This window comes from Pseudomonas sp. NEEL19 (genome assembly GCF_028751975.1).
GTDB lineage: Bacteria > Pseudomonadota > Gammaproteobacteria > Pseudomonadales > Pseudomonadaceae > Aquipseudomonas > Aquipseudomonas juntendi.
In genome coordinates, this window is sequence record NZ_CP081491.1 from 3,709,062 (window position 1) to 3,726,124 (window position 17,063).

Annotated in this window: 15 protein-coding genes; 5 read left to right on the plus strand and 10 right to left on the minus strand. The window is 64.4% G+C overall.

What is annotated here, in order from left to right; genetic code table 11:
* Positions 1-3: 3 nt before the first annotated feature.
* The 3 genes from K4A76_RS16455 to K4A76_RS16465 are packed head-to-tail and all read right to left on the minus strand — an operon-like array spanning position 4 to position 2,740.
* A complete protein-coding gene (locus K4A76_RS16455; protein ID WP_110679556.1) occupies positions 4-882 on the minus strand; it encodes a rhomboid family intramembrane serine protease in 879 nt (292 codons plus the stop codon).
* Entirely contained in the window at positions 879-1,850 is a 972-nt protein-coding gene (locus tag K4A76_RS16460; protein WP_009683748.1) for a metallophosphoesterase, read from the minus strand. Before K4A76_RS16460 ends, K4A76_RS16455 begins: the two co-directional genes overlap by 4 nt.
* On the minus strand, positions 1,850-2,740 hold the full coding sequence (locus K4A76_RS16465; RefSeq protein ID WP_009683749.1) for an NAD(+) kinase: 891 nt from the start codon (positions 2,738-2,740) through the stop codon (positions 1,850-1,852). Before K4A76_RS16465 ends, K4A76_RS16460 begins: the two co-directional genes overlap by 1 nt.
* Here K4A76_RS16465 and K4A76_RS16470 point away from each other — a divergent pair.
* On the plus strand, positions 2,739-3,761 hold the full coding sequence (locus tag K4A76_RS16470; RefSeq protein WP_274410719.1) for a DUF1853 family protein: 1,023 nt from the start codon (positions 2,739-2,741) through the stop codon (positions 3,759-3,761). The genes K4A76_RS16465 and K4A76_RS16470 overlap by 2 nt on opposite strands.
* A 157-nt stretch (positions 3,762-3,918) precedes the next feature.
* Complete coding sequence (locus K4A76_RS16475; RefSeq protein ID WP_009683752.1) at positions 3,919-4,464, plus strand: cytochrome b; 546 nt, start codon at positions 3,919-3,921, stop codon at positions 4,462-4,464.
* On the opposite strand, the gene K4A76_RS16480 is transcribed toward K4A76_RS16475, so the two are convergent.
* On the minus strand, positions 4,455-5,348 hold the full coding sequence (locus tag K4A76_RS16480; protein ID WP_125854878.1) for a 1-aminocyclopropane-1-carboxylate deaminase/D-cysteine desulfhydrase: 894 nt from the start codon (positions 5,346-5,348) through the stop codon (positions 4,455-4,457). The genes K4A76_RS16475 and K4A76_RS16480 overlap by 10 nt on opposite strands.
* A 58-nt stretch (positions 5,349-5,406) precedes the next feature.
* Complete coding sequence (locus K4A76_RS16485; protein ID WP_274410720.1) at positions 5,407-7,443, minus strand: NADPH-dependent 2,4-dienoyl-CoA reductase; 2,037 nt, start codon at positions 7,441-7,443, stop codon at positions 5,407-5,409.
* 194 nt (positions 7,444-7,637) lie between these two features.
* On the opposite strand from K4A76_RS16485, the gene K4A76_RS16490 reads away from it, so the two are divergent.
* Both K4A76_RS16490 and K4A76_RS16495 read left to right on the plus strand, forming a co-directional pair.
* On the plus strand, positions 7,638-8,756 hold the full coding sequence (locus tag K4A76_RS16490) for a carbon-nitrogen hydrolase family protein (RefSeq protein ID WP_274410721.1): 1,119 nt from the start codon (positions 7,638-7,640) through the stop codon (positions 8,754-8,756).
* Between the two features lie 4 nt (positions 8,757-8,760).
* A complete protein-coding gene (locus tag K4A76_RS16495) occupies positions 8,761-9,846 on the plus strand; it encodes an AraC family transcriptional regulator (RefSeq protein ID WP_274410722.1) in 1,086 nt (361 codons plus the stop codon).
* 211 nt (positions 9,847-10,057) lie between these two features.
* Here K4A76_RS16495 and K4A76_RS16500 read toward each other — a convergent pair whose 3' ends face one another.
* A complete protein-coding gene (locus K4A76_RS16500; RefSeq protein WP_274410723.1) occupies positions 10,058-10,450 on the minus strand; it encodes a MerR family transcriptional regulator in 393 nt (130 codons plus the stop codon).
* A gap of 74 nt (positions 10,451-10,524) precedes the next feature.
* Between K4A76_RS16500 and K4A76_RS16505 the strand changes: the two genes are divergently transcribed.
* Positions 10,525-11,625 carry an SDR family oxidoreductase gene (locus K4A76_RS16505; RefSeq protein WP_274410724.1) on the plus strand — a complete coding sequence of 367 codons (1,101 nt, stop codon included), beginning with the start codon at positions 10,525-10,527 and terminating at the stop codon, positions 11,623-11,625.
* Between the two features lie 92 nt (positions 11,626-11,717).
* On the opposite strand, the gene K4A76_RS16510 is transcribed toward K4A76_RS16505, so the two are convergent.
* From K4A76_RS16510 to K4A76_RS16525, 4 genes are all read right to left on the minus strand, one after another.
* Positions 11,718-12,971: an OprD family porin gene (locus tag K4A76_RS16510; protein ID WP_274410725.1), complete on the minus strand. Its 1,254-nt coding sequence runs from the start codon at positions 12,969-12,971 to the stop codon at positions 11,718-11,720.
* A 59-nt stretch (positions 12,972-13,030) separates the two neighbouring features.
* Complete coding sequence (locus tag K4A76_RS16515; protein WP_274410726.1) at positions 13,031-14,335, minus strand: CitMHS family transporter; 1,305 nt, start codon at positions 14,333-14,335, stop codon at positions 13,031-13,033.
* Between the two features lie 122 nt (positions 14,336-14,457).
* Positions 14,458-15,771, minus strand: a complete 1,314-nt coding sequence (locus K4A76_RS16520) for a dicarboxylate/amino acid:cation symporter (protein WP_274410727.1) — start codon at positions 15,769-15,771, stop codon at positions 14,458-14,460.
* Between the two features lie 72 nt (positions 15,772-15,843).
* Positions 15,844-16,923 (minus strand): 4-oxalomesaconate tautomerase, encoded by a 1,080-nt coding sequence (locus K4A76_RS16525; protein WP_082416152.1) that lies wholly within the window; start codon positions 16,921-16,923, stop codon positions 15,844-15,846.
* Between the last annotated feature and the right edge of the window lie 140 nt (positions 16,924-17,063).

Sequence of the window (17,063 nt, forward strand, 5' to 3'; positions counted from 1 at the left end):
GATTCAAGCCGACAGTTTACGCCGGGCCAGCGCCCCACCCAAGAGCCCGGTCAGGCATCCGATGAGCAGCCCGCCAACGTGGGCGGCGTTGGCGATCTGGCCAAGGCCGAGGCTGCCGACCACACCGGTCAGGCACACCACCAGCCAGATCAGCATCATCACCAGCACACCCTTGGGCAGGTTGAAGTAACGGTTCGGTGCCAGCCACTGGAACAGCCATACATGCCCCAGCAGGCCGTACAGTACGCCAGACAGCCCGCCGAACAGGCTCGGCCCGCTGGTGTAGTGCTGCGCCAGGTTGGAGACCAGGCTGTACAGCAGGGTCAGGCCCAGCAGCATCCAGGGGCCCTGGCGCAGCTCGATGCGCTTGCCCAGCTCCCAGTACCACAGGCTGTTCATGGCCAGATGCAGCACGCCGAAGTGCAGCAGCATGGGTGATACCAACCGCCACCATTGCCCTTGGTCGAGGGTTTCTGCCAGCGGGGTGAAATACAGGTAGTCGCCCTGCACCCGGAAGTCGAGGAAGGTAAACCAGCTGATGGTGGTGAAGTTGTCGCCCAGGCTGGTCAGGCCGGCGACGATGAAGCACGCCAGCAGGGTGAGCGTGGTGACCTTGCAGGCCCGGGCCTGTTCTGCCAGGGACGGCACTTTCGCAGACATGCCCGCTGCCACCGGCTCGGGGGCAGCCGGCAGCTCGGCGTTGCCTTGCGGGTAGCGCTGGTAAAGTTCGCGGACGTCTTCGGCCAGGGTGTCGGGCGCCCAGAGTACCTGCACGTCCCCCTCTTCGCTGACCCGGTGCGGCACCTGCAGGCGCTGCAGCATGTGAATGAAGCCGCTGAGGTCGACCGACAGCGGCAGGCGCATCACTTCGATTATGTTCATTGGTTGGCCTGTGGGCGGTCTACGTCGACCCACACGAACTTGTGCGGGTCGATGCGGGTTTCGTCGTCCAGCCGGTAGGCCGCCAGCTTGCCGTACAGCACCGCGCTGTAGTCCAGGCAGGCCAGGTTGGGGCGAATCGGCGCGGGGTGGCCGCTGCGCCAGTAGTGGCCGACGAACAGCATCGGCTCGTCTTCGGCATAACGCAGCAAGGCATTTTTCTGGCTGTGGCTGAGGGGCGCATTGGCTACCTCGGCCGGCAGGGCATCAGGCTGGAACACGATGTCGCCGTAGGTTTGCGGGTCTTCCTCCCAGAACTTGGTGCGGAAGAAGGCGCGCGTCAGGCCGTCGCCGCCGGTCAAGGTCAGGCCGTCGGGCAGGCGCATGTCGGTACCGCGCAACAGGCGGTTGCACACGGTGGCGGCGAAGCTGTTGCTCACGGCAGAAGCCTGGATGAAGTGCTCATCGATGCGCCCGTCGGGGTACTGCTGGCGCAGCGGCTCGATCAGTTGCCGGTCCCAGCAGGCGTGTACCAGGCGGAAACGCCCGGCATCGATGAATAACGGCAGCTGGTAGAACCAGTTGACGAAGTCGTGCCAGTCAGCGGGGTGCTGGGCGAACTGGGCCAGGGTTTCGTCGATCAGCCGGGCGTGCCGCGGGGTGTGCTCGCGGACGAAGGCCTTGCCGCTGCCGGGCAGCGCCGGCGTGACCCAGCCCAAGGCGTTGTACTCGTGGTTGCCCATGATGCAGAACGCCTGGCCAGCCTCGACCATGTCGTGGACGATGTGCAGGGCCTCGCGGATGCGTGGCCCACGGTCGACGATGTCGCCGAGGAACAGCGCCTGGCGCCGTGGGTGGCGCCACACGCCGGCCACGCGCTTGTAGCCGAGGGTATCGAGCAGGCGTTCAAGGGTATGCGCACAACCGTGCACGTCGCCGATGATGTCGAAACTGCGCGCCGGGTCGAGCATCAGTCGTCACTGCTCCCAAGGCGGCTGCCCCAACCAAGCTTGGTGCGGCAGACCTCGTAGTAATTGTGGTCGAGCGGGTGGATCAGGCGCAGCTTCTGCGGTTTTTTGCTGACCGTGATGGTGTCGCCGGGGGCACAGGTGAAATGGTTCTGGCCATCACAGGAAACCTGCGGGTAGATCTGCAGGTCCTTGGACACCACGATCTTCAGTTCGCTGTTGCCGTCGACCACGATCGGCCGCCCCGACAGGGTGTGCGGGTACATTGGCACGATGACGATGGCGTCCAGCTTGGGGTGCATGATCGGGCCGCCAGCCGACAACGCGTAGGCGGTGGAGCCGGTGGGGGTGGCAACGATCAGGCCGTCGGCCTTCTGGCTGCAGACGAACTGGCCGTCGATATAGATTTCGAACTCGATCATGCGCGTGGACTTGCCCGGGTGCAGTACCACGTCGTTCAGCGCATCGCCCTGGCCAATGGCTTCGTGATGGCGGCGCACCTCGGCCTGCAGCAGGAAGCGGTTTTCCACCAGGTAGTGGCCGTCGAGCACCTCGGCGACCTTTTCTTCCAGCTCGTCGGGGCGGATGTCGGTGAGAAAGCCCAGGTTGCCCCGGTTGATGCCCAGCACCGGAATATTGTGACGGGCCAGGGCCCGGGCGGCGCCGAGCAGGCTGCCGTCGCCGCCCACCACGATGACCAGGTCGCAGACTTCGCCCAGCAGCTTGCGCGTGGAGGTCTGCAAGCCATGCCCGGGCAGCACTTCGGCAATGGTGTCCTCGAGAATCACGTGCAGGTGGCGGTCGAGGAGGAATTTTTTCAGTCGGCGGATGGTGTCGAGCACCTGCGAGCTACCGAGGCGACCGATGATACCGATATTGCGAAATTGCTCCATGGGGCTCCTGCAAGGCTCTGCGGCGGGTGACGATGCGCCGATTATGGGCGAAACCACCGGGCAGCGGCAAACCGGCTATGCTCGCAGGATGACACCCTTCAGCCAACTCCACGATCTGCCCCGGCAACTGCAGCGCCCGGCCGTACGCGACCTGGCCTGGGCAGTGCTGTCGCCGCCCTTGCTCGCTGGCACGCCCTGCCCTCAGCGCCACCCGCTGGCGGGCAGCCTGTGGGCACAGCAGCCGCACCGCCTGGAGCAGTGGCTGCGGGCGCTGGATAAGGATGACCATCCGTTGCGCGATTGGCTGGCGAAACTGGGCAGCCGGCGCCTGGGGCTTTACTACGAACGCCTGTGGCAATTCGCCCTGAGCCACGCACCGGGCATTGAACTGCTGGCCGCCAACCTGGCCATTCGCGAGGGCGGCCTGACCTTGGGCGAGCTGGATGTACTGCTGCGTGATGCAGACGGGGTCCACCACCTGGAGTTGGCGATCAAGCTGTACCTGGGCCCGCCCGGTGGCGGGCACGATACCCAGGCCTGGCTGGGGCCAGGCTGTCATGACCGGCTGGGAGCCAAGCTGACCCACCTGGCGCAGCACCAGTTGCCGATGTCGCGGGGGACGCACAGCCAGCAGGCGCTGGCCCGGCTTGGGGCGCAACAGGTGCAGGCGCATATGTGGCTGGGGGGCTATCTGTTCTATCCGTGGCCTGGGCATGCCGAGGAACCGGAAGGCGCCAACCCGCAGCACCTGCGCGGGCGCTGGGTCAGGCGGCGGGATTGGGCCATAGCGGTTGGCGAGCGCTGGCAACCGCTGCCGCGCAGCGCGTGGCTGGCGCCAGCGCGGGTCGAAGCGGCGCAATGCTGGCAGGCAGAGCAGTTTGCAGCGTGGCTGCATGTGCTGGACCCGCAGGCCCCGGCGCAACTGCTGGTACGGCTTGAGCAGGAGGCCGATGGCGCCTGGCAGGAAGCCGAACGGGTGTTTCTGGTGGCTGACAATTGGCCGCAGCTTCGCAGTGATTGATGCGGGCCTGACGCAGGTCAACGCCAGCCCGCACAAAAGCCCGTGCAGGCAACACAATTTTCACAGGCCTGGCGCAACTATCTGCTGCCGGTAGCCATTAAAGTGACACCTGAGCGCCAACAAGAGCGCTATTCAAACCTGATGACGAGGACTGATCATGGTTTCATCCACCCCAGCACCGCATTACGCACGCCTGTCCATTGCCCTGCACTGGCTGATGCTGGTGCTGCTGGCCGCTGTCTACGCCCTTATCGAACTGCGTGGCCTGTTCCCCAAGGACAGCGCCGAACGCAACCTGATGAAAGACCTGCACTTCATGCTTGGCCTCAGTGTCTTCGTGCTGGTCTGGTTGCGCCTGGCGATGCGCCTGAGCCGGCCTACCCCGCCGATCCTGCCCAAGCCGCCCGCCTGGCAGACCGGCCTTGCCCACCTGATGCACCTGGCACTGTACCTGCTGATGATCGGCATGCCGCTGGCCGGCTGGCTGATCCTCAGCGCCGCCGACAAACCGGTACCGTTCTTCGGCCTGGAGCTGCCGCACCTGATCGGCCCGAACCCGGACCAGGCCAAGTTCATCAAGGGCTGGCATGAGCGCGTCGGCAGTTGGGGCTACTGGCTGATCGGCCTGCATGCGCTGGCCGGGCTTTACCACCACTATGTGGTGCGCGACAACACGCTGTTGCGCATGCTGCCCTACAAGTAACCACGTCGGCCTTGCAGGCCGCCGGTATGCACGAAGATCATGCGGCTGCCGGGCGCCAACAGCCCGGCGGCGACATGATCGCGCAGGGCCAACAGGGCCTTGCCGGTATAGAGCGCTTCCAGCGGCACCCCCGTGTGCTGCTCGCAGTCGGCGATGAAGGCCAGCAGTTCGTCGTCGAACCGGGCAAACCCACCTCGGCAGGCCTCGTGTAGCTGGTAGCCATGTGCGCCCGCCAGTGCTGCCACCCCTTGCGCCACACCGTGGTCTGCAGGTACCGCCAAGGCGCCATGCACGGTACGCGCGCCCGCCTCGGCCATGGCCAGGCCAGCCACGGTAGTGCCTGTTCCGGCAGCCAACCACCAGCCATCGTAGTCCGGCCAGCCCAGGGCCGAGATCTGCGCCTGCGCCTGCTGCACGATCAGCGCGCAGCCCTGCGCGCCAGCCAGCCCACCGCCGCCTTCGGGAATGCACTGCCAGCCCGGATAGCGCGCTTGCCAAGGTTTCCAGAAACCGGGCTGGTGGCGTGCGCGGTAGCCGCCATAACCCAGCCAGTGCAGGTGCATGCCCAGCGCCTGCAGGTCCCGTACGGTGGGCGTGTCCTGGGCATGGCCGCGTAGCAGGCCGGCAGTGGCGAAGCCAAACCGCTTGCCGGCCGCAGCCAGCGCATGCAGGTGGTTGGAGTGGTTGCCACCCAGGCTGATCAGCCCGGGGGCATTGCCAGTGGCGGCCTGCTGCAGGTGGTGGCGGAGCTTGAACCACTTGTTGCCGCTGATCAGCGGATCGATCAGGTCCAGGCGCAGAATGGCAACCTGCACCTGGGCGTGTTGCAACCACGGCAGGTTCAAGCGTTGCAGTGGGGCTTGAGGAAGGTCGAATGCATGCATGGATCGCAGTTTACAGGCAAAGCCCGGGGCAGCGCTTGTGGGCTGCCCCGGGCCGATCTCAGAGCTGCGCCGCCAACCGCGACCCTTGGTTGATCGCCCGCTTGGCATCCAGTTCTGCCGCCACGTCGGCGCCGCCGATCAGATGCACCGATTGCCCCGCAGCCACCAACCCATCCTGCAGTTCGCGCAGCGGCTCCTGCCCGGCGCAGATCACGACGTTGTCCACGGCCAACACCTGCGGCTCACCGCCCGCCACGCGAATGTGCAAACCGGCATCGTCTATGCCCAGGTACTCGACACTGTTGAGCATCTGCACGCGCTTGTTCTTCAAGCCGGTGCGGTGGATCCAGCCGGTGGTCTTGCCCAACCCGTCCCCCACCTTCGATGCCTTGCGCTGCAGCAGGAAAACCTGACGCGCCGGCGCATGCGGCTCGGCCTTGATGCCGGCAACGCCGCCGCGTGCCTCAAGCCGGGTATCGATGCCCCACTCCTTCCAGAACGCATCACGGTCCAGGCTGCTGGCCCGCCCTTCCTGCACCAGGTATTCGGATACATCAAAACCGATACCGCCGGCCCCGATCACGGCCACCGCCTTGCCCACCGGCTTGCGCTCGAGCAGTACATCCAGGTAGGTGAGCACCTTGGCATGCTCGACCCCGGGGATGGCCGGGGTGCGCGGGGCAATGCCAGTGGCCAGGATGATCTCGTCATAGCCGCCCTGCACCAGCGCCTGCACATCCACGCGGGTATTGAGGTGCAGGTCGACGCCAGTGCTCTGCAGCTTGTTGCGGAAGTAGCGCAGCGTTTCGAAGAACTCTTCCTTGCCCGGGACGCGCTTGGCGACATTGAACTGGCCGCCAATTTCGCTGGCAGCGTCGAACAGCGTCACGTGATGCCCGCGCTCGGCGGCAACGGTGGCGGCGGCCAGGCCCGCCGGGCCGGCGCCGACCACGGCAATGCGCTTCGGCGCTGGCGCAGGCAGGTAGTTGAGCTCGGTTTCGTGGCAGGCCCGCGGGTTGACCAGGCAACTGGTCAGCTTGCCGCCGAAGGTGTGGTCCAGGCAGGCCTGGTTGCAACCGATGCAGGTATTGATTTCGTCGGCACGACCGGCAGCAGCCTTGTTGACGAAATCCGGGTCGGCCAGGAACGGCCGAGCCATCGAAACCATGTCGGCATCACCTTCGGCCAGCACCGCCTCGGCCACTTCCGGGGTGTTGATGCGGTTGGTGGTAATCAGCGGAATGCTCACCACACCCCGCAGCTTGGCCGTGACCTTGCTGAACGCCGCACGCGGGACCTTGGTGGCGATGGTCGGGATCCGCGCCTCATGCCAGCCGATCCCGGTGTTGATCAGGGTAGCGCCGGCCTGCTCGATGGCCTTGGCCAACTGCTCGATTTCCGCCCAGTCGCTGCCGCCCTCGACCAGGTCAAGCATCGACAGGCGGAAGATGATGATGAAGTTCGGCCCTACTGCCGCGCGTACCCGGCTGACGATTTCCACCGCCAGGCGCATGCGGTTTTCGTAGCTGCCGCCCCAACGGTCGGTGCGCTGGTTGGTGTGGGCGGCGAGAAACTGGTTGATGAAGTAACCTTCCGAACCCATGATTTCGACGCCGTCGTAACCGGCACGCTGGGCCAGCACCGCGCAATTGACGAAGTCGGCGATCTGCTTCTCGATGCCTTGCTCGTCCAGCTCCTTGGGCTTGAACGGGTTGATCGGCGCCTGTATCGCGCTGGGTGCCACCTGCCGTGGGCTATAGGCATAGCGCCCGGCATGCAGGATTTGCAGGCAGATCTTGCCACCGGCGGCGTGCACCGCCTCGGTGACGATGCGGTGCTGGTCGGCCTCCGCCTCGGTGCTGAGTTTGGCCGCGCCGGAATACACCCCGCCTTCATCATTGGGCGCAATACCGCCCGTGACCATCAGGCCGACGCCGCCCCGGGCACGCTCGGCAAAGTAGGCCGCCATGCGCTCGAAACCCCCGGGGCGCTCCTCGAGGCCGGTGTGCATCGAGCCCATCAGGGTGCGGTTGCGCAAGGTGGTGAAGCCAAGGTCCAGCGGGGCAAGCAGGTGCGGGTAACGTTCGGCGGCCATGGAAAGGTCCCCAGGTGGCGTGATTCACGGTATGCGGGTGCCTCACCGAATGGCGGGCCTCCGTCGTTTGTCTGTCAGCGACATTAAACAGCCGTTTGAATTGGCTCAATGATCGAAACTGACAAGTTATTGATCCTGGCAAACAGGGCGCTTACCCTAGAGAGCCTTCGTCAGCCAATGTGCCGTCCTGTTTCATGCGAAAACTTCTGGCAAGCGCCCTGGCGCTGGTAATGATCGCCGCGCTCTGCGGCTACGGTTTCTGGAGCCAGCAGCGCCCGGAAGGCCACTACCTGTCCGACCTGCGCATCGAACTGGCGTTGAACCATGGCGTGCCGGGGGACCGCGGCAACCTGCTGGGTATCGAGCCGTTGCTGTTCCCCAGCGACTACCAGAACCTGCAACGCCTGCACCGCAAGCTGGCCGCCTACCTTGAGCAGGCGCGCGCCCAGGGCCTGGTCGGCCCGCGCACCGTGGTCGTGCTGCCGGAACACATCGGTACCTGGCTGTGGGCACGCGGCGAAAAGAACGAGCTGTACCAGGTCACTCAGAGCCGCGAGGCCCAGCAATGGCTGGAACTGAGCAACCCGCTGCGCTACGCGCTGGCCATGCTCGCAGCCGAGGGCGACGACCGGCGTGCCGACGCCCACCTGCGCATGAAGGCCGAGCAGATGGCTGCCGACTATCAACAGCTGTTCGGTGGCCTGGCCAAGGAGTTTGGCGTGACCCTGGTGGCCGGCTCCATCGTGCTGCCCGCCCCCTATGTGCAACAAGGCGTGCTGCATGCCGGGCGTGGCGCACTGTTCAACAGCAGCGTGGTGTTCGCCGGTGACGGTTCCCTGCTCGGCCAACCGCAACGCCAGCAATACCCCGACAGTGACATGCGCCGGTATGTGCAGGAAGGCCGCGATTATCCGCTGCAGGTCGTGCAAACCCCCGCCGGGCGCCTGGGCGTGCTGGTTGGCAGTGACAGCTGGTACCCGCAGAACCATCAGCAACTGGCCAGCCAGGGCGTGCAGCTGGTAGCCAACCCGGTGTTTCTCAGCGGCAAAGGCAGCTGGCAAGCCCCCTGGCGTGGCAACCGCCACCAGGCGGCCAGTGCCGAGCTGGCCGTGCAGCGCGGCCAGGTCAGTGAACAAACGGCCTGGCAACGCCTGACCGAGGCGGCCGGGGCCAGGGTCAGCAGCATGAGCGTATTCATGCGGGGGCAGTTCTGGGAACACGGCAGTGACGGCCAAGGCTTCGCCCGCCAGGCCGGTGAGTTGCTGGCAGGCACGCCGAGCCCTGGCGCCCGCTTGCTGAACCTGTGGTTGTAAGGCCATGGCCCGCCCCCGCGTGCGCCTGGGCGAGCTGTCGGTCGGCTTTGTTCAGCCGCTGATCGAAGCCCTGCGCGAACTGGGCCACGCCCCCGAACCGCTGCTGCGCCGCTATGGGCTGGAGGCACCGCGCCTGAGCGAAGCCAATGCGCGCCTTTCGATCCCGCGCTACATGCACCTGGGCCATGCAGCCATCGAGCAATGTGGCGAAGCCGCGCTGGGCTTGCACATGGGCCGCCTGAGCCGGCTGGCCCAGGCGGGCCTGGCGGGGGTCACTGCAGCCCAGGCGCCTACCGTGGGCGAAGCCGCGCGCGCCTTGCTGCGCTTCGAACCGCTGTACGCCGCCAACTACCGCGGCCACTCCAGCTTTCATGAAGACGCCGAAGGTGCCTGGCTGCGTTTCTACTCCATCAGCCCCTACAACGCCTACAACCGCTTTGTGGTGGACTCGGTGCTGGCAGGCTGGCTGGCTCAACTGGCCGACCTGGCGGGCGTTGCGCTGCAGGCCGAGCGCCTCGAAATCGAATTTGCCGCCCCCGCCTACGCCGCGCAGTACCAGGCGCTGTGCAGCACCCCGGTGCAGTTCGCTGCCGACGGTAATCAATTGCGCCTGAGCCGCGCCACCTTGCAGTTGGCCAACCCCAGGCACTGCCCCAGCACCTGGCAGCACCTGCTGCAGTTGTGTGAAGCAGACATGCTGCAGCGCACTCGGGTGCGCAGCCTGGGTGAGCGCATCACCCACCTGCTTGGCCCATTGCTCAACGGTGGTCGCGAACCGGACCTGGTCGAGGTAGCCCTGCACTTGCAGCTGCCCACCTGGACACTGCGGCGCAAGCTGGCCGAAGAAGGCACGCGGTTTCGTGACCTGCTCAATGAAACACGACGCGACCTGGCCGAGACCTATATCCGTGATACGGAACTGGCGTTCGGCGAGATTGCTTATTTATTGGGGTTCGCTTCGGCCGAGGCCTTCCAGCGCGCGTTCAAGCGCTGGACGGGCCTTACGCCGGGAGAGTTTCGCCGCAGCCAGCGGCGGGCAGGTCAAAGCTCGGTGGCGTCGTCGGCCGGTTCCGGGGTGTCCAGCTCGTAGGCTTGGGATTCGAGTAGTTCTTCCTGGTATTCATCCATGGTCCTGCTCCCTCTTTACTCATTTCATCTTCGTAGTTATCGCCGTCATGCTAAGCCAGTGGCATGACGCAATGATGACAAGCTTATGATCGGGCAACGCGGCCATCGTTCCAGTGAAGACGCGATGCAACGCTGCTCGAGTACCACAAAATCCTTTTTAGGAGGACAGGCGTTCAGGCGCCAGCGGAAATGTTTTCAGGAATTGTCAGCCCAGTCGCAATAGCACTGGCGACGAGCTTGGCACGCTCGCTATCAAGCACCTCATACGCGGCCTGCAGCGTCTGAATCCTGGCCTGGATTTCAGCCATTTTGCCAGTGACCAGCAGTGCACCCTGCACGCAATCGAGGGTATTGCCGCGCCTGGCGGCCAGTATCTCCCCTATTTCGGCAAGCGTGAAACCGCCCCGCTGGGCAGTTTGCACGAAGTTCAGGTCAGCGACGGCCTGCTCGCTGTAGCTGCGATAATTGTTGGCTTGCCGCTGGGCCACGATCAGCCCGAGCTGCTCGTAATAGCGCAACGCATGGCGGCCGACGCCGCTGCGGCGCTCCAGCTCCCCGATGTTCATGGCACAAAACCCCTTGACCTTAGAGTGCGCTCTACACCCTAACCTGCGCCCATCTTGCAGACAAGGAAACTGACATGAGCGTGGAATGCTTCGTTACCGGCGGTAGTGGTTTTATCGGCCAGCATCTACTGGCGCGGCTCACCGCCACCGGGCACACCGTGCGGGTGCTGATGCGCCACCCGGAAAACCTCGCCCGGCTCCGTGAACAGGTAGGCCGCCTGGGGGGCAAGCCTGAATGCGTACAGGCAGTTGCCGGCGATATCGGCACAGAAGGCCTTGGGCTCAGCGAAGCCGACCGCCAACGCGTGTCGGCTGCCGCAGTGGTGTTCCACCTCGCGGCGCACTTCACCTGGGGGCTTTCCCTGGAACATGCCCGTGCCGTGAATGTGCAAGGTGCGCTGCGGGTCGCGCAGATGGCGGCGAGCCAGGGCACCCGCCTGCTGATGGTGGGCGGCTACATGCTGCAGAACCTCACCCACTTGGCCAGCATCGGGGTGGATCACGAGCACCCGGAGCTTACCGACTGGCCCGCGGTTTACCGCCGCGTAGGCGGTTATGAGGCGAGCAAGCTGGAAGCGCATTACGCTGTCATCCGCTACATGCAGGGTGCGGGCGCAGCGTACTCGATCGTTCACCCTGCCACGGTCTGCGGCGACAGTGTGCGCGGGCACATCCTCGACGGGCAGCCGTTGGCAGCGCTGATTAGCGGCCTGGCGTTGGGCCGGTTCAAGGCCATTCCGGGCTCGCCCAACCATTGGCTGCCACTGGTCAGCGTCGACTACCTGGTTACCCTGATGGCCTGCGTGGCATTCGACCCTTCAATGGCCAACCGCCAGGTGCTTGCACTCGACCCGCACACCCCTAACCTGCAAGGCTTGCTGGAGGACATCGCCGCCACCCTGCAGGTAAAAGCCCCGCGCCACCACGTGCCGATAGGCGTGCTGAAGTGCTTGTTGGCAATTCCCGGGGTAGCGACCCGCCTGGCAATCAGCCCCGAGTCGCTGAACTTCATCCAGCCGCAGCGCTTCGACCTAAGTTTCAGCGAGCAACTGGAACGCAGGTATCAGCTCACTCACCCGGACATCAAACACACATTGGCAAAAACCGTGCGCCACGTCGAACGCAACCTGGGCCACGGCAGCATGCCTGGGGCAAACATACCGACCAACACCTGAACCCACATGGCCGCCCGCAAGCGCCTGCACGTCGCCCCGGCGCGGCCGGCCACTCAGGCTGAGCCGCCAGGGCTGACTGCGGCGCTCAGCCCTTACCAGAGGGCGATGTCGTAGGTCAGGTAGATGCGGTTGCTGTCACGCCCGCGGGAGAAGTCGGCGCGGTACACGTAGTTGCGCAGCTTCACGCCAAGGCCCTTGACCGGCCCGGATTGCACCACGTAGGCAAGCTCCATGTCGCGCTCCCACTCGCTCAGCCCGGCGTCAGCCGAGCGCCCGTTATCCCCGCTGAGGTAGCGGGTCATGAAGGTAAGCCCTGGGATGCCCGCCGCAGCGAAGTTGTAGGCATAGCTGGCCATCCAGGTTTTCTCTTCTTCCTCGATGAACTTGCCGATACCCACGTTACTGAACGAGTACACCGTGGCGCCGCTGATGTAGGGCAGCCCGGCCTTGCCGTCGAGCACTTGGTAGCCACCACCGAACGTGTGCCCGGAGTGGGTGTACGACAGTTGCCCGCTAAACATGTCATTGTCGATTTCGCCGCCCCGGGCAGCGCCGCTGTCGCGGCTGTTGAAATAGCGCAAGTCGGTGGTGAGCACGCCGCCGGCCAAGGGCAGGTCGTAGATCAGGCCGGCAAAGTCCTGGCGGTAGAAGTGTTCCAGCTGGCCGTGGAAATAGCTCAACTTCAACTGCTTGTTGACGGCGTAATCGGCGCCGGCAAAGTTGAAATCGCCAGACTCGTCACCGCTGTAGCCGTCCATGTACAGGCCAGTGCTGTCAGAGGAATCGCGCAGCTTGAAGCGGTTCAGGTGCCCGGCAGTCAGGGTCAGGTTGTCGATGTCGGTGCTGGTCAGCTGGGTGCCCTGGTAGGTTTGCGGCAACAAGCGTGCATCGTTGTAGATCAGCACCGGGGTTTTCGGCAGCAAGGTGCCATGCTTGACCACGGTCTGCCCCAGGCGCGCCTTGGCCGTCACGCCGGCACTGGCAAACTCGTCAGCGGCGCGGCCATCGTCATGCGTCGGCAGCAAACCGGTACCGCTGCGGCCGCGGCCCGAATCGAGCCGCACGCCGAGCAGCCCCATGGCGTCGAGCCCCAGCCCCAGGGGGCCCTGGGTGAAGCCGGACTGATAGTCGAGCAGGAAGCCCTGCGCCCATTCCACCCGCTCGCTCTTGGCGGTGGCGGCGGCGCGCGGGCTCATGCCCTGTTCGTCGCGGAAGTTTTCGTTGAAGTACACATTGCGCAGTTGCAGCTTCAGCTTGCTATCGTCGATAAAACCGGCGGCGCCGGCCACAGGCAGCCAGCCGCACAGCAGGCCACAGGTGGCCCCACGGAAAACAGCTCGGGACATGATCGATACTCTATTGTTGTTTTTGGAGGAGCTGGGCGCCCCGCGGCGCCCGAGGCAGTTCAGACGAACAAGGACAAGGCACCCGTGGCGATCGCCAGCGCAGTGATCACCAGCGATGTGAGCACCGCCCATTTCACCGTGGCTTTCTGGAAGTCGCCGATATCGCGGTCGACCATCCCCACCAACAGCAGGGTCGAGGCCACCAGCGGGCTCATCAGGTGCACCGGCTGGCCCAGTACCGAGGCGCGGGCGATTTCAATCGGGTCGATGCCGTAGGCAGTCGCGGCATTGGCCAGGATCGGTACCACGCCAAAGTAGTAGGCATCATTGGACAGCACGAAGGTCAGCGGCATGCTGGTCAGGGCCACCACCAGCGGGAACCAGTGGCTCCAGGCGGCAGGAATCCAGTCGACCAGGGTCTGCGCCAGGGCGTCGACCATCTTGGTGCCCGAGAAGATCCCGGCGAAGATGCCTGCGGCAAATACCAGCAACACCACGGTCATGGCATTGCCCGAATGGGCGAGGATGCGTTCTTTCTGCAGGTCCAGTTGTGGGTAGTTGATCATCAGCGCGGCGACGAAGCCGATCATGAAGAGGATCGCTGCGTGCATTACCCCGAATACCAACGCGGTCATCACGGCGATCACCAGGGCCAGGTTCACATAGGCCAGGCGTGGACGCTTGTGGGGAGCGTCGCCGAGGATTTCCTTGATGTAGCAATTGCCACCACCCGACTCCAGGGCGGTGTTCCCGATGCGGCGACGCTCGGCACGGCCCAGCAGGAAGGCGGTGAACACCACCCAGGCAGCGCCACCGATCACGGTCGGCAACATCGGGATGAAGTATTCGGTGGCGTCCAGGCCCAACGCGGCGATGGCTCGGGTCGCCGGCCCGCCCCAGGGGCTCATGCCACTCATGATACTCAGCGACAGCATCGATACCGTGGCCAGGATCATCGGGTTCATGCCGATGCGCCGGTACAACGGCAGCATGGCAGCGCACGTGATCATGTACGTGGTGGTGCCGTCACCGTCCAGCGCTACCACCAGCGACAACAGCGCGGTGCCGATGGCGATCTTGACCGGGTCGCCATTGACGCGCTTGAGGATCTTGCGGATCAGCGGGTCGAACAGGCCGGCATCGATCATCAGGCCGAAGAACAGGATGGCGAACAACAGCAGTGCGGCTGACGGTGCCACCATTTTCAAGCCATCGAGCATCATCTTGCCCAGTTCGGGGGCAAAGCCACCGATCACTGCAAAGACAATCGGTACGACGGTGAGCGCCACGATGGGTGACAGGCGTTTACTCATGATCAGGTAGGTGAAGGTCACCACCATGATCAGGCCCAGGAGTGCGAGCATGGTTTTTTCTCTTGTTTTTATTGTGTTGCGGCCGCCAGCAGGGCAGACGGCCCCCTACCCCACCCGCACCGTCAGGGTGCTGGGTGGGATTTCAAGTCAGCGAGGACAGATGGAAAAGGTATTCAGACGTGGTGCCGAGGCTCTGCAGCCCAGTCGGCCTGCGCCGTGTCGGTTTCGTCTGCAGCGGCCGGGATCCCGTTCAGGCGGCGCAGCAGCGTTTTCCGGTCACAGGCATTCTCCGACAAGGAGATGACCACGGTCGCGACGGCGTTGCTGGCCAGGCTGGTCAGGGCGCGCGCTTCGGACATGAAGCGGTCGATACCGATCAGCAAGGCAAGCCCGGCCAGCGGGATGTCGTGGATCACGGTGAGGGTCGAGGCCAGGGCCACGAAACCACTGCCGGTCACGCCTGCTGCCCCTTTGGACGACAGCAGCATGATCGCCAGCATGGTCACCGTCTGGCCAAGGGTCAGGTCGATGTTGCAGGCCTGGGCGATGAACACCGCGGCCAGCGACAGGTAGATGGCAGTGCCGTCGAGGTTGAAGGAATAGCCAGTCGGCAGCACCAGCCCGACCACGCCCTTCTTGCAGCCCAGTTTCTCCAGCTTCTCCAGCATGCGCGGCAGCACCGGCTCGGTGGAGGACGTGCCGAGTACCACCAGGAATTCCTCGCGGAAGTAGCGCAGCAGCTTCCACAGGCTGAAGCCATACGCACGGCAGATGCCGCCGAGCACCACCAGCACGAAGAACGCACAGGCGATGTACAGCGTACCGACCAGCTTGGCCAAGGCACCCAGCGAGGTCACGCCGTACTGGCCGACCGTGAACGCCAGTGCACCGAAGGCGCCGATGGGGGCGAAGCGCATCAGGTAGCCGAAGATGCGGAACACCATGGTCGAGGCCGATTCCAGCACATTCAGTACCGGCTTGCCCTTCTCGCCCATGGACGACAGGGCAAAACCGCTGAGCACGGCGATGAACAGCACCGGCAGCACCTCACCCTTGTTGAACGCACCGATGAAGGTATCCGGGATGATGTGCATGAAGAAGTCGACCACGCTGAGCTTGGCCGCCGACGCAGCGTACTGGCTCAGCCCGGCAGTGCTGAGGGTCGCAGGGTCAATGTTCATGCCGACGCCCGGGCGGAACAGGTACACCGCCGCCAGGCCGATCATCAGGCTGACCACGGTCAAGCCCAGGAACAACAGCAATGTCTTGCTCATCAAGCGCCCCAGGGAGCGCTTGTCGGTCATGCCGGCGATGCCGGTGACGATGGTGCAGAACACCACGGGGGCAATCATCATCTTGATCAGCTTGATGAAAGCATCACCCAGCGGCTTGAGCGCAACAGCCTGTTGCGCCCAGAAGTGGCCGACCACTACGCCCAGCAGGACGGCGCAGAGGATCTGAAAGTACAGCGATTTGGCGAGTCTCATGAGGCATCACCCATTGTTGAAATTGTGCGGATGCGCTTGTTGCAATTGTTTGGAGCTGAACGGCTGCCAGAGCTACCCGGCCAATCTGCGGAATGTAGGGGCGTAAACGAAACCTGAGAACAACCGTCGGGCAGTTCGCACCACCGAGGCCTGGATGGTCTTGCCATCGGCGCCGGTGCGCGACAATGCCACATCGATGCCACCGCTTGGGTGTTCCAGGCGCACTTCGGTCAATTGCTCGGCGCCCTCGCCCAGCAGTTCACCGATCACGGTGCCAGGGCTGACACAGGCAGTGGCCAACCCGATCGAACCTGTAATGGCCAGCGCGCGGTGGCAGCTGTGCGGCATGAAGTAGCGAACCTGCAGGGTGCCGTCATAGCGCGGCTTGGAAACCAACACCGGCTTGGGGATGACCATCCCGCTGACATCGCCCAGGCCCATGGCCTTGCCGGCCTTCAGGCGCAGCGCTTCCAGGCGCTTGAGCAGGTCTTCGTTGGCATCGAGTTCGGCAGGCGTTTCCGAACCGGTGACACCGAGCTGGCTGGCCTCGACCACCATCATCGGCATGGCCATGTCGATGCAGGTGACCGGTACGCCGTCAATCACGTCCGTGGCCTGGCCGGTCGGGAACAGCTTGCCGGTCTTGCTGCCAACCGCATCGAGGAACGTCAGCTGCACCGGGGCGGCAGTGCCTGGAACGCCATCGATCGCCGTGCGGCCTTCGTAACGCACGATCCCGCCGGGGGTTTCCACCAGCGAGTTGACGAACGTTCCGGTGTTGAGGTTGCGGATGCGCACCAGGGTCTTGCCTTCCTGGCCCTTGACCAACCCTTGCTCGATGGCGAACGGGCCAACGGCGCACAGCATGTTGCCGCAGTTAGGGGCAGTGTCGACCCGGCGCTGCGCGACCATGACCTGCACGAACAGGTAATCTACGTCAGCGTCGGCATGCAGCGAAGGGCTTACAATCGCCACCTTGCTGGTCTGCGGGCTACCGCCACCGATCCCGTCGATCTCCAGTTCATGCCCGGAGCCCATCAGGTTGATCAGTAATTCGTCGCGCTCGACCACGTTGGCAGGCAGGTCCCAGGCGTGGAAAAACGGCCCCTTGGAGGTGCCACCGCGCATGAGTACGCAAGGAATTCGTTGCATGATTTCGCACTCTTGTTGATCAATGGACATCATTGATGTTGTGGACACAAGATTGACAGGGATGGATAAATCAATCCAATGCAAATATCGTAGTTATTATTCCGATCCAGGCATCAATTAGACACCGGGGCCAGAGAGCG

Coding starts and splice junctions, on each gene's coding strand:
- K4A76_RS16465 (WP_009683749.1), bottom strand. CDS start 2,740: ATGGAGCAATTTCGCAATATCGGTATCATCGGTCGCCTCGGTAGCTCG.
- K4A76_RS16485 (WP_274410720.1), bottom strand. CDS start 7,443: ATGGCCGCCGAACGTTACCCGCACCTGCTTGCCCCGCTGGACCTTGGC.
- K4A76_RS16520 (WP_274410727.1), bottom strand. CDS start 15,771: ATGAGACTCGCCAAATCGCTGTACTTTCAGATCCTCTGCGCCGTCCTG.
- K4A76_RS16495 (WP_274410722.1), top strand. CDS start 8,761: ATGGCCCGCCCCCGCGTGCGCCTGGGCGAGCTGTCGGTCGGCTTTGTT.
- K4A76_RS16515 (WP_274410726.1), bottom strand. CDS start 14,335: ATGCTCGCACTCCTGGGCCTGATCATGGTGGTGACCTTCACCTACCTG.
- K4A76_RS16505 (WP_274410724.1), top strand. CDS start 10,525: ATGAGCGTGGAATGCTTCGTTACCGGCGGTAGTGGTTTTATCGGCCAG.
- K4A76_RS16480 (WP_125854878.1), bottom strand. CDS start 5,348: ATGCATGCATTCGACCTTCCTCAAGCCCCACTGCAACGCTTGAACCTG.
- K4A76_RS16470 (WP_274410719.1), top strand. CDS start 2,739: ATGGGGCTCCTGCAAGGCTCTGCGGCGGGTGACGATGCGCCGATTATG.
- K4A76_RS16475 (WP_009683752.1), top strand. CDS start 3,919: ATGGTTTCATCCACCCCAGCACCGCATTACGCACGCCTGTCCATTGCC.
- K4A76_RS16525 (WP_082416152.1), bottom strand. CDS start 16,923: ATGCAACGAATTCCTTGCGTACTCATGCGCGGTGGCACCTCCAAGGGG.
- K4A76_RS16500 (WP_274410723.1), bottom strand. CDS start 10,450: ATGAACATCGGGGAGCTGGAGCGCCGCAGCGGCGTCGGCCGCCATGCG.
- K4A76_RS16490 (WP_274410721.1), top strand. CDS start 7,638: ATGCGAAAACTTCTGGCAAGCGCCCTGGCGCTGGTAATGATCGCCGCG.
- K4A76_RS16460 (WP_009683748.1), bottom strand. CDS start 1,850: ATGCTCGACCCGGCGCGCAGTTTCGACATCATCGGCGACGTGCACGGT.
- K4A76_RS16455 (WP_110679556.1), bottom strand. CDS start 882: ATGAACATAATCGAAGTGATGCGCCTGCCGCTGTCGGTCGACCTCAGC.
- K4A76_RS16510 (WP_274410725.1), bottom strand. CDS start 12,971: ATGTCCCGAGCTGTTTTCCGTGGGGCCACCTGTGGCCTGCTGTGCGGC.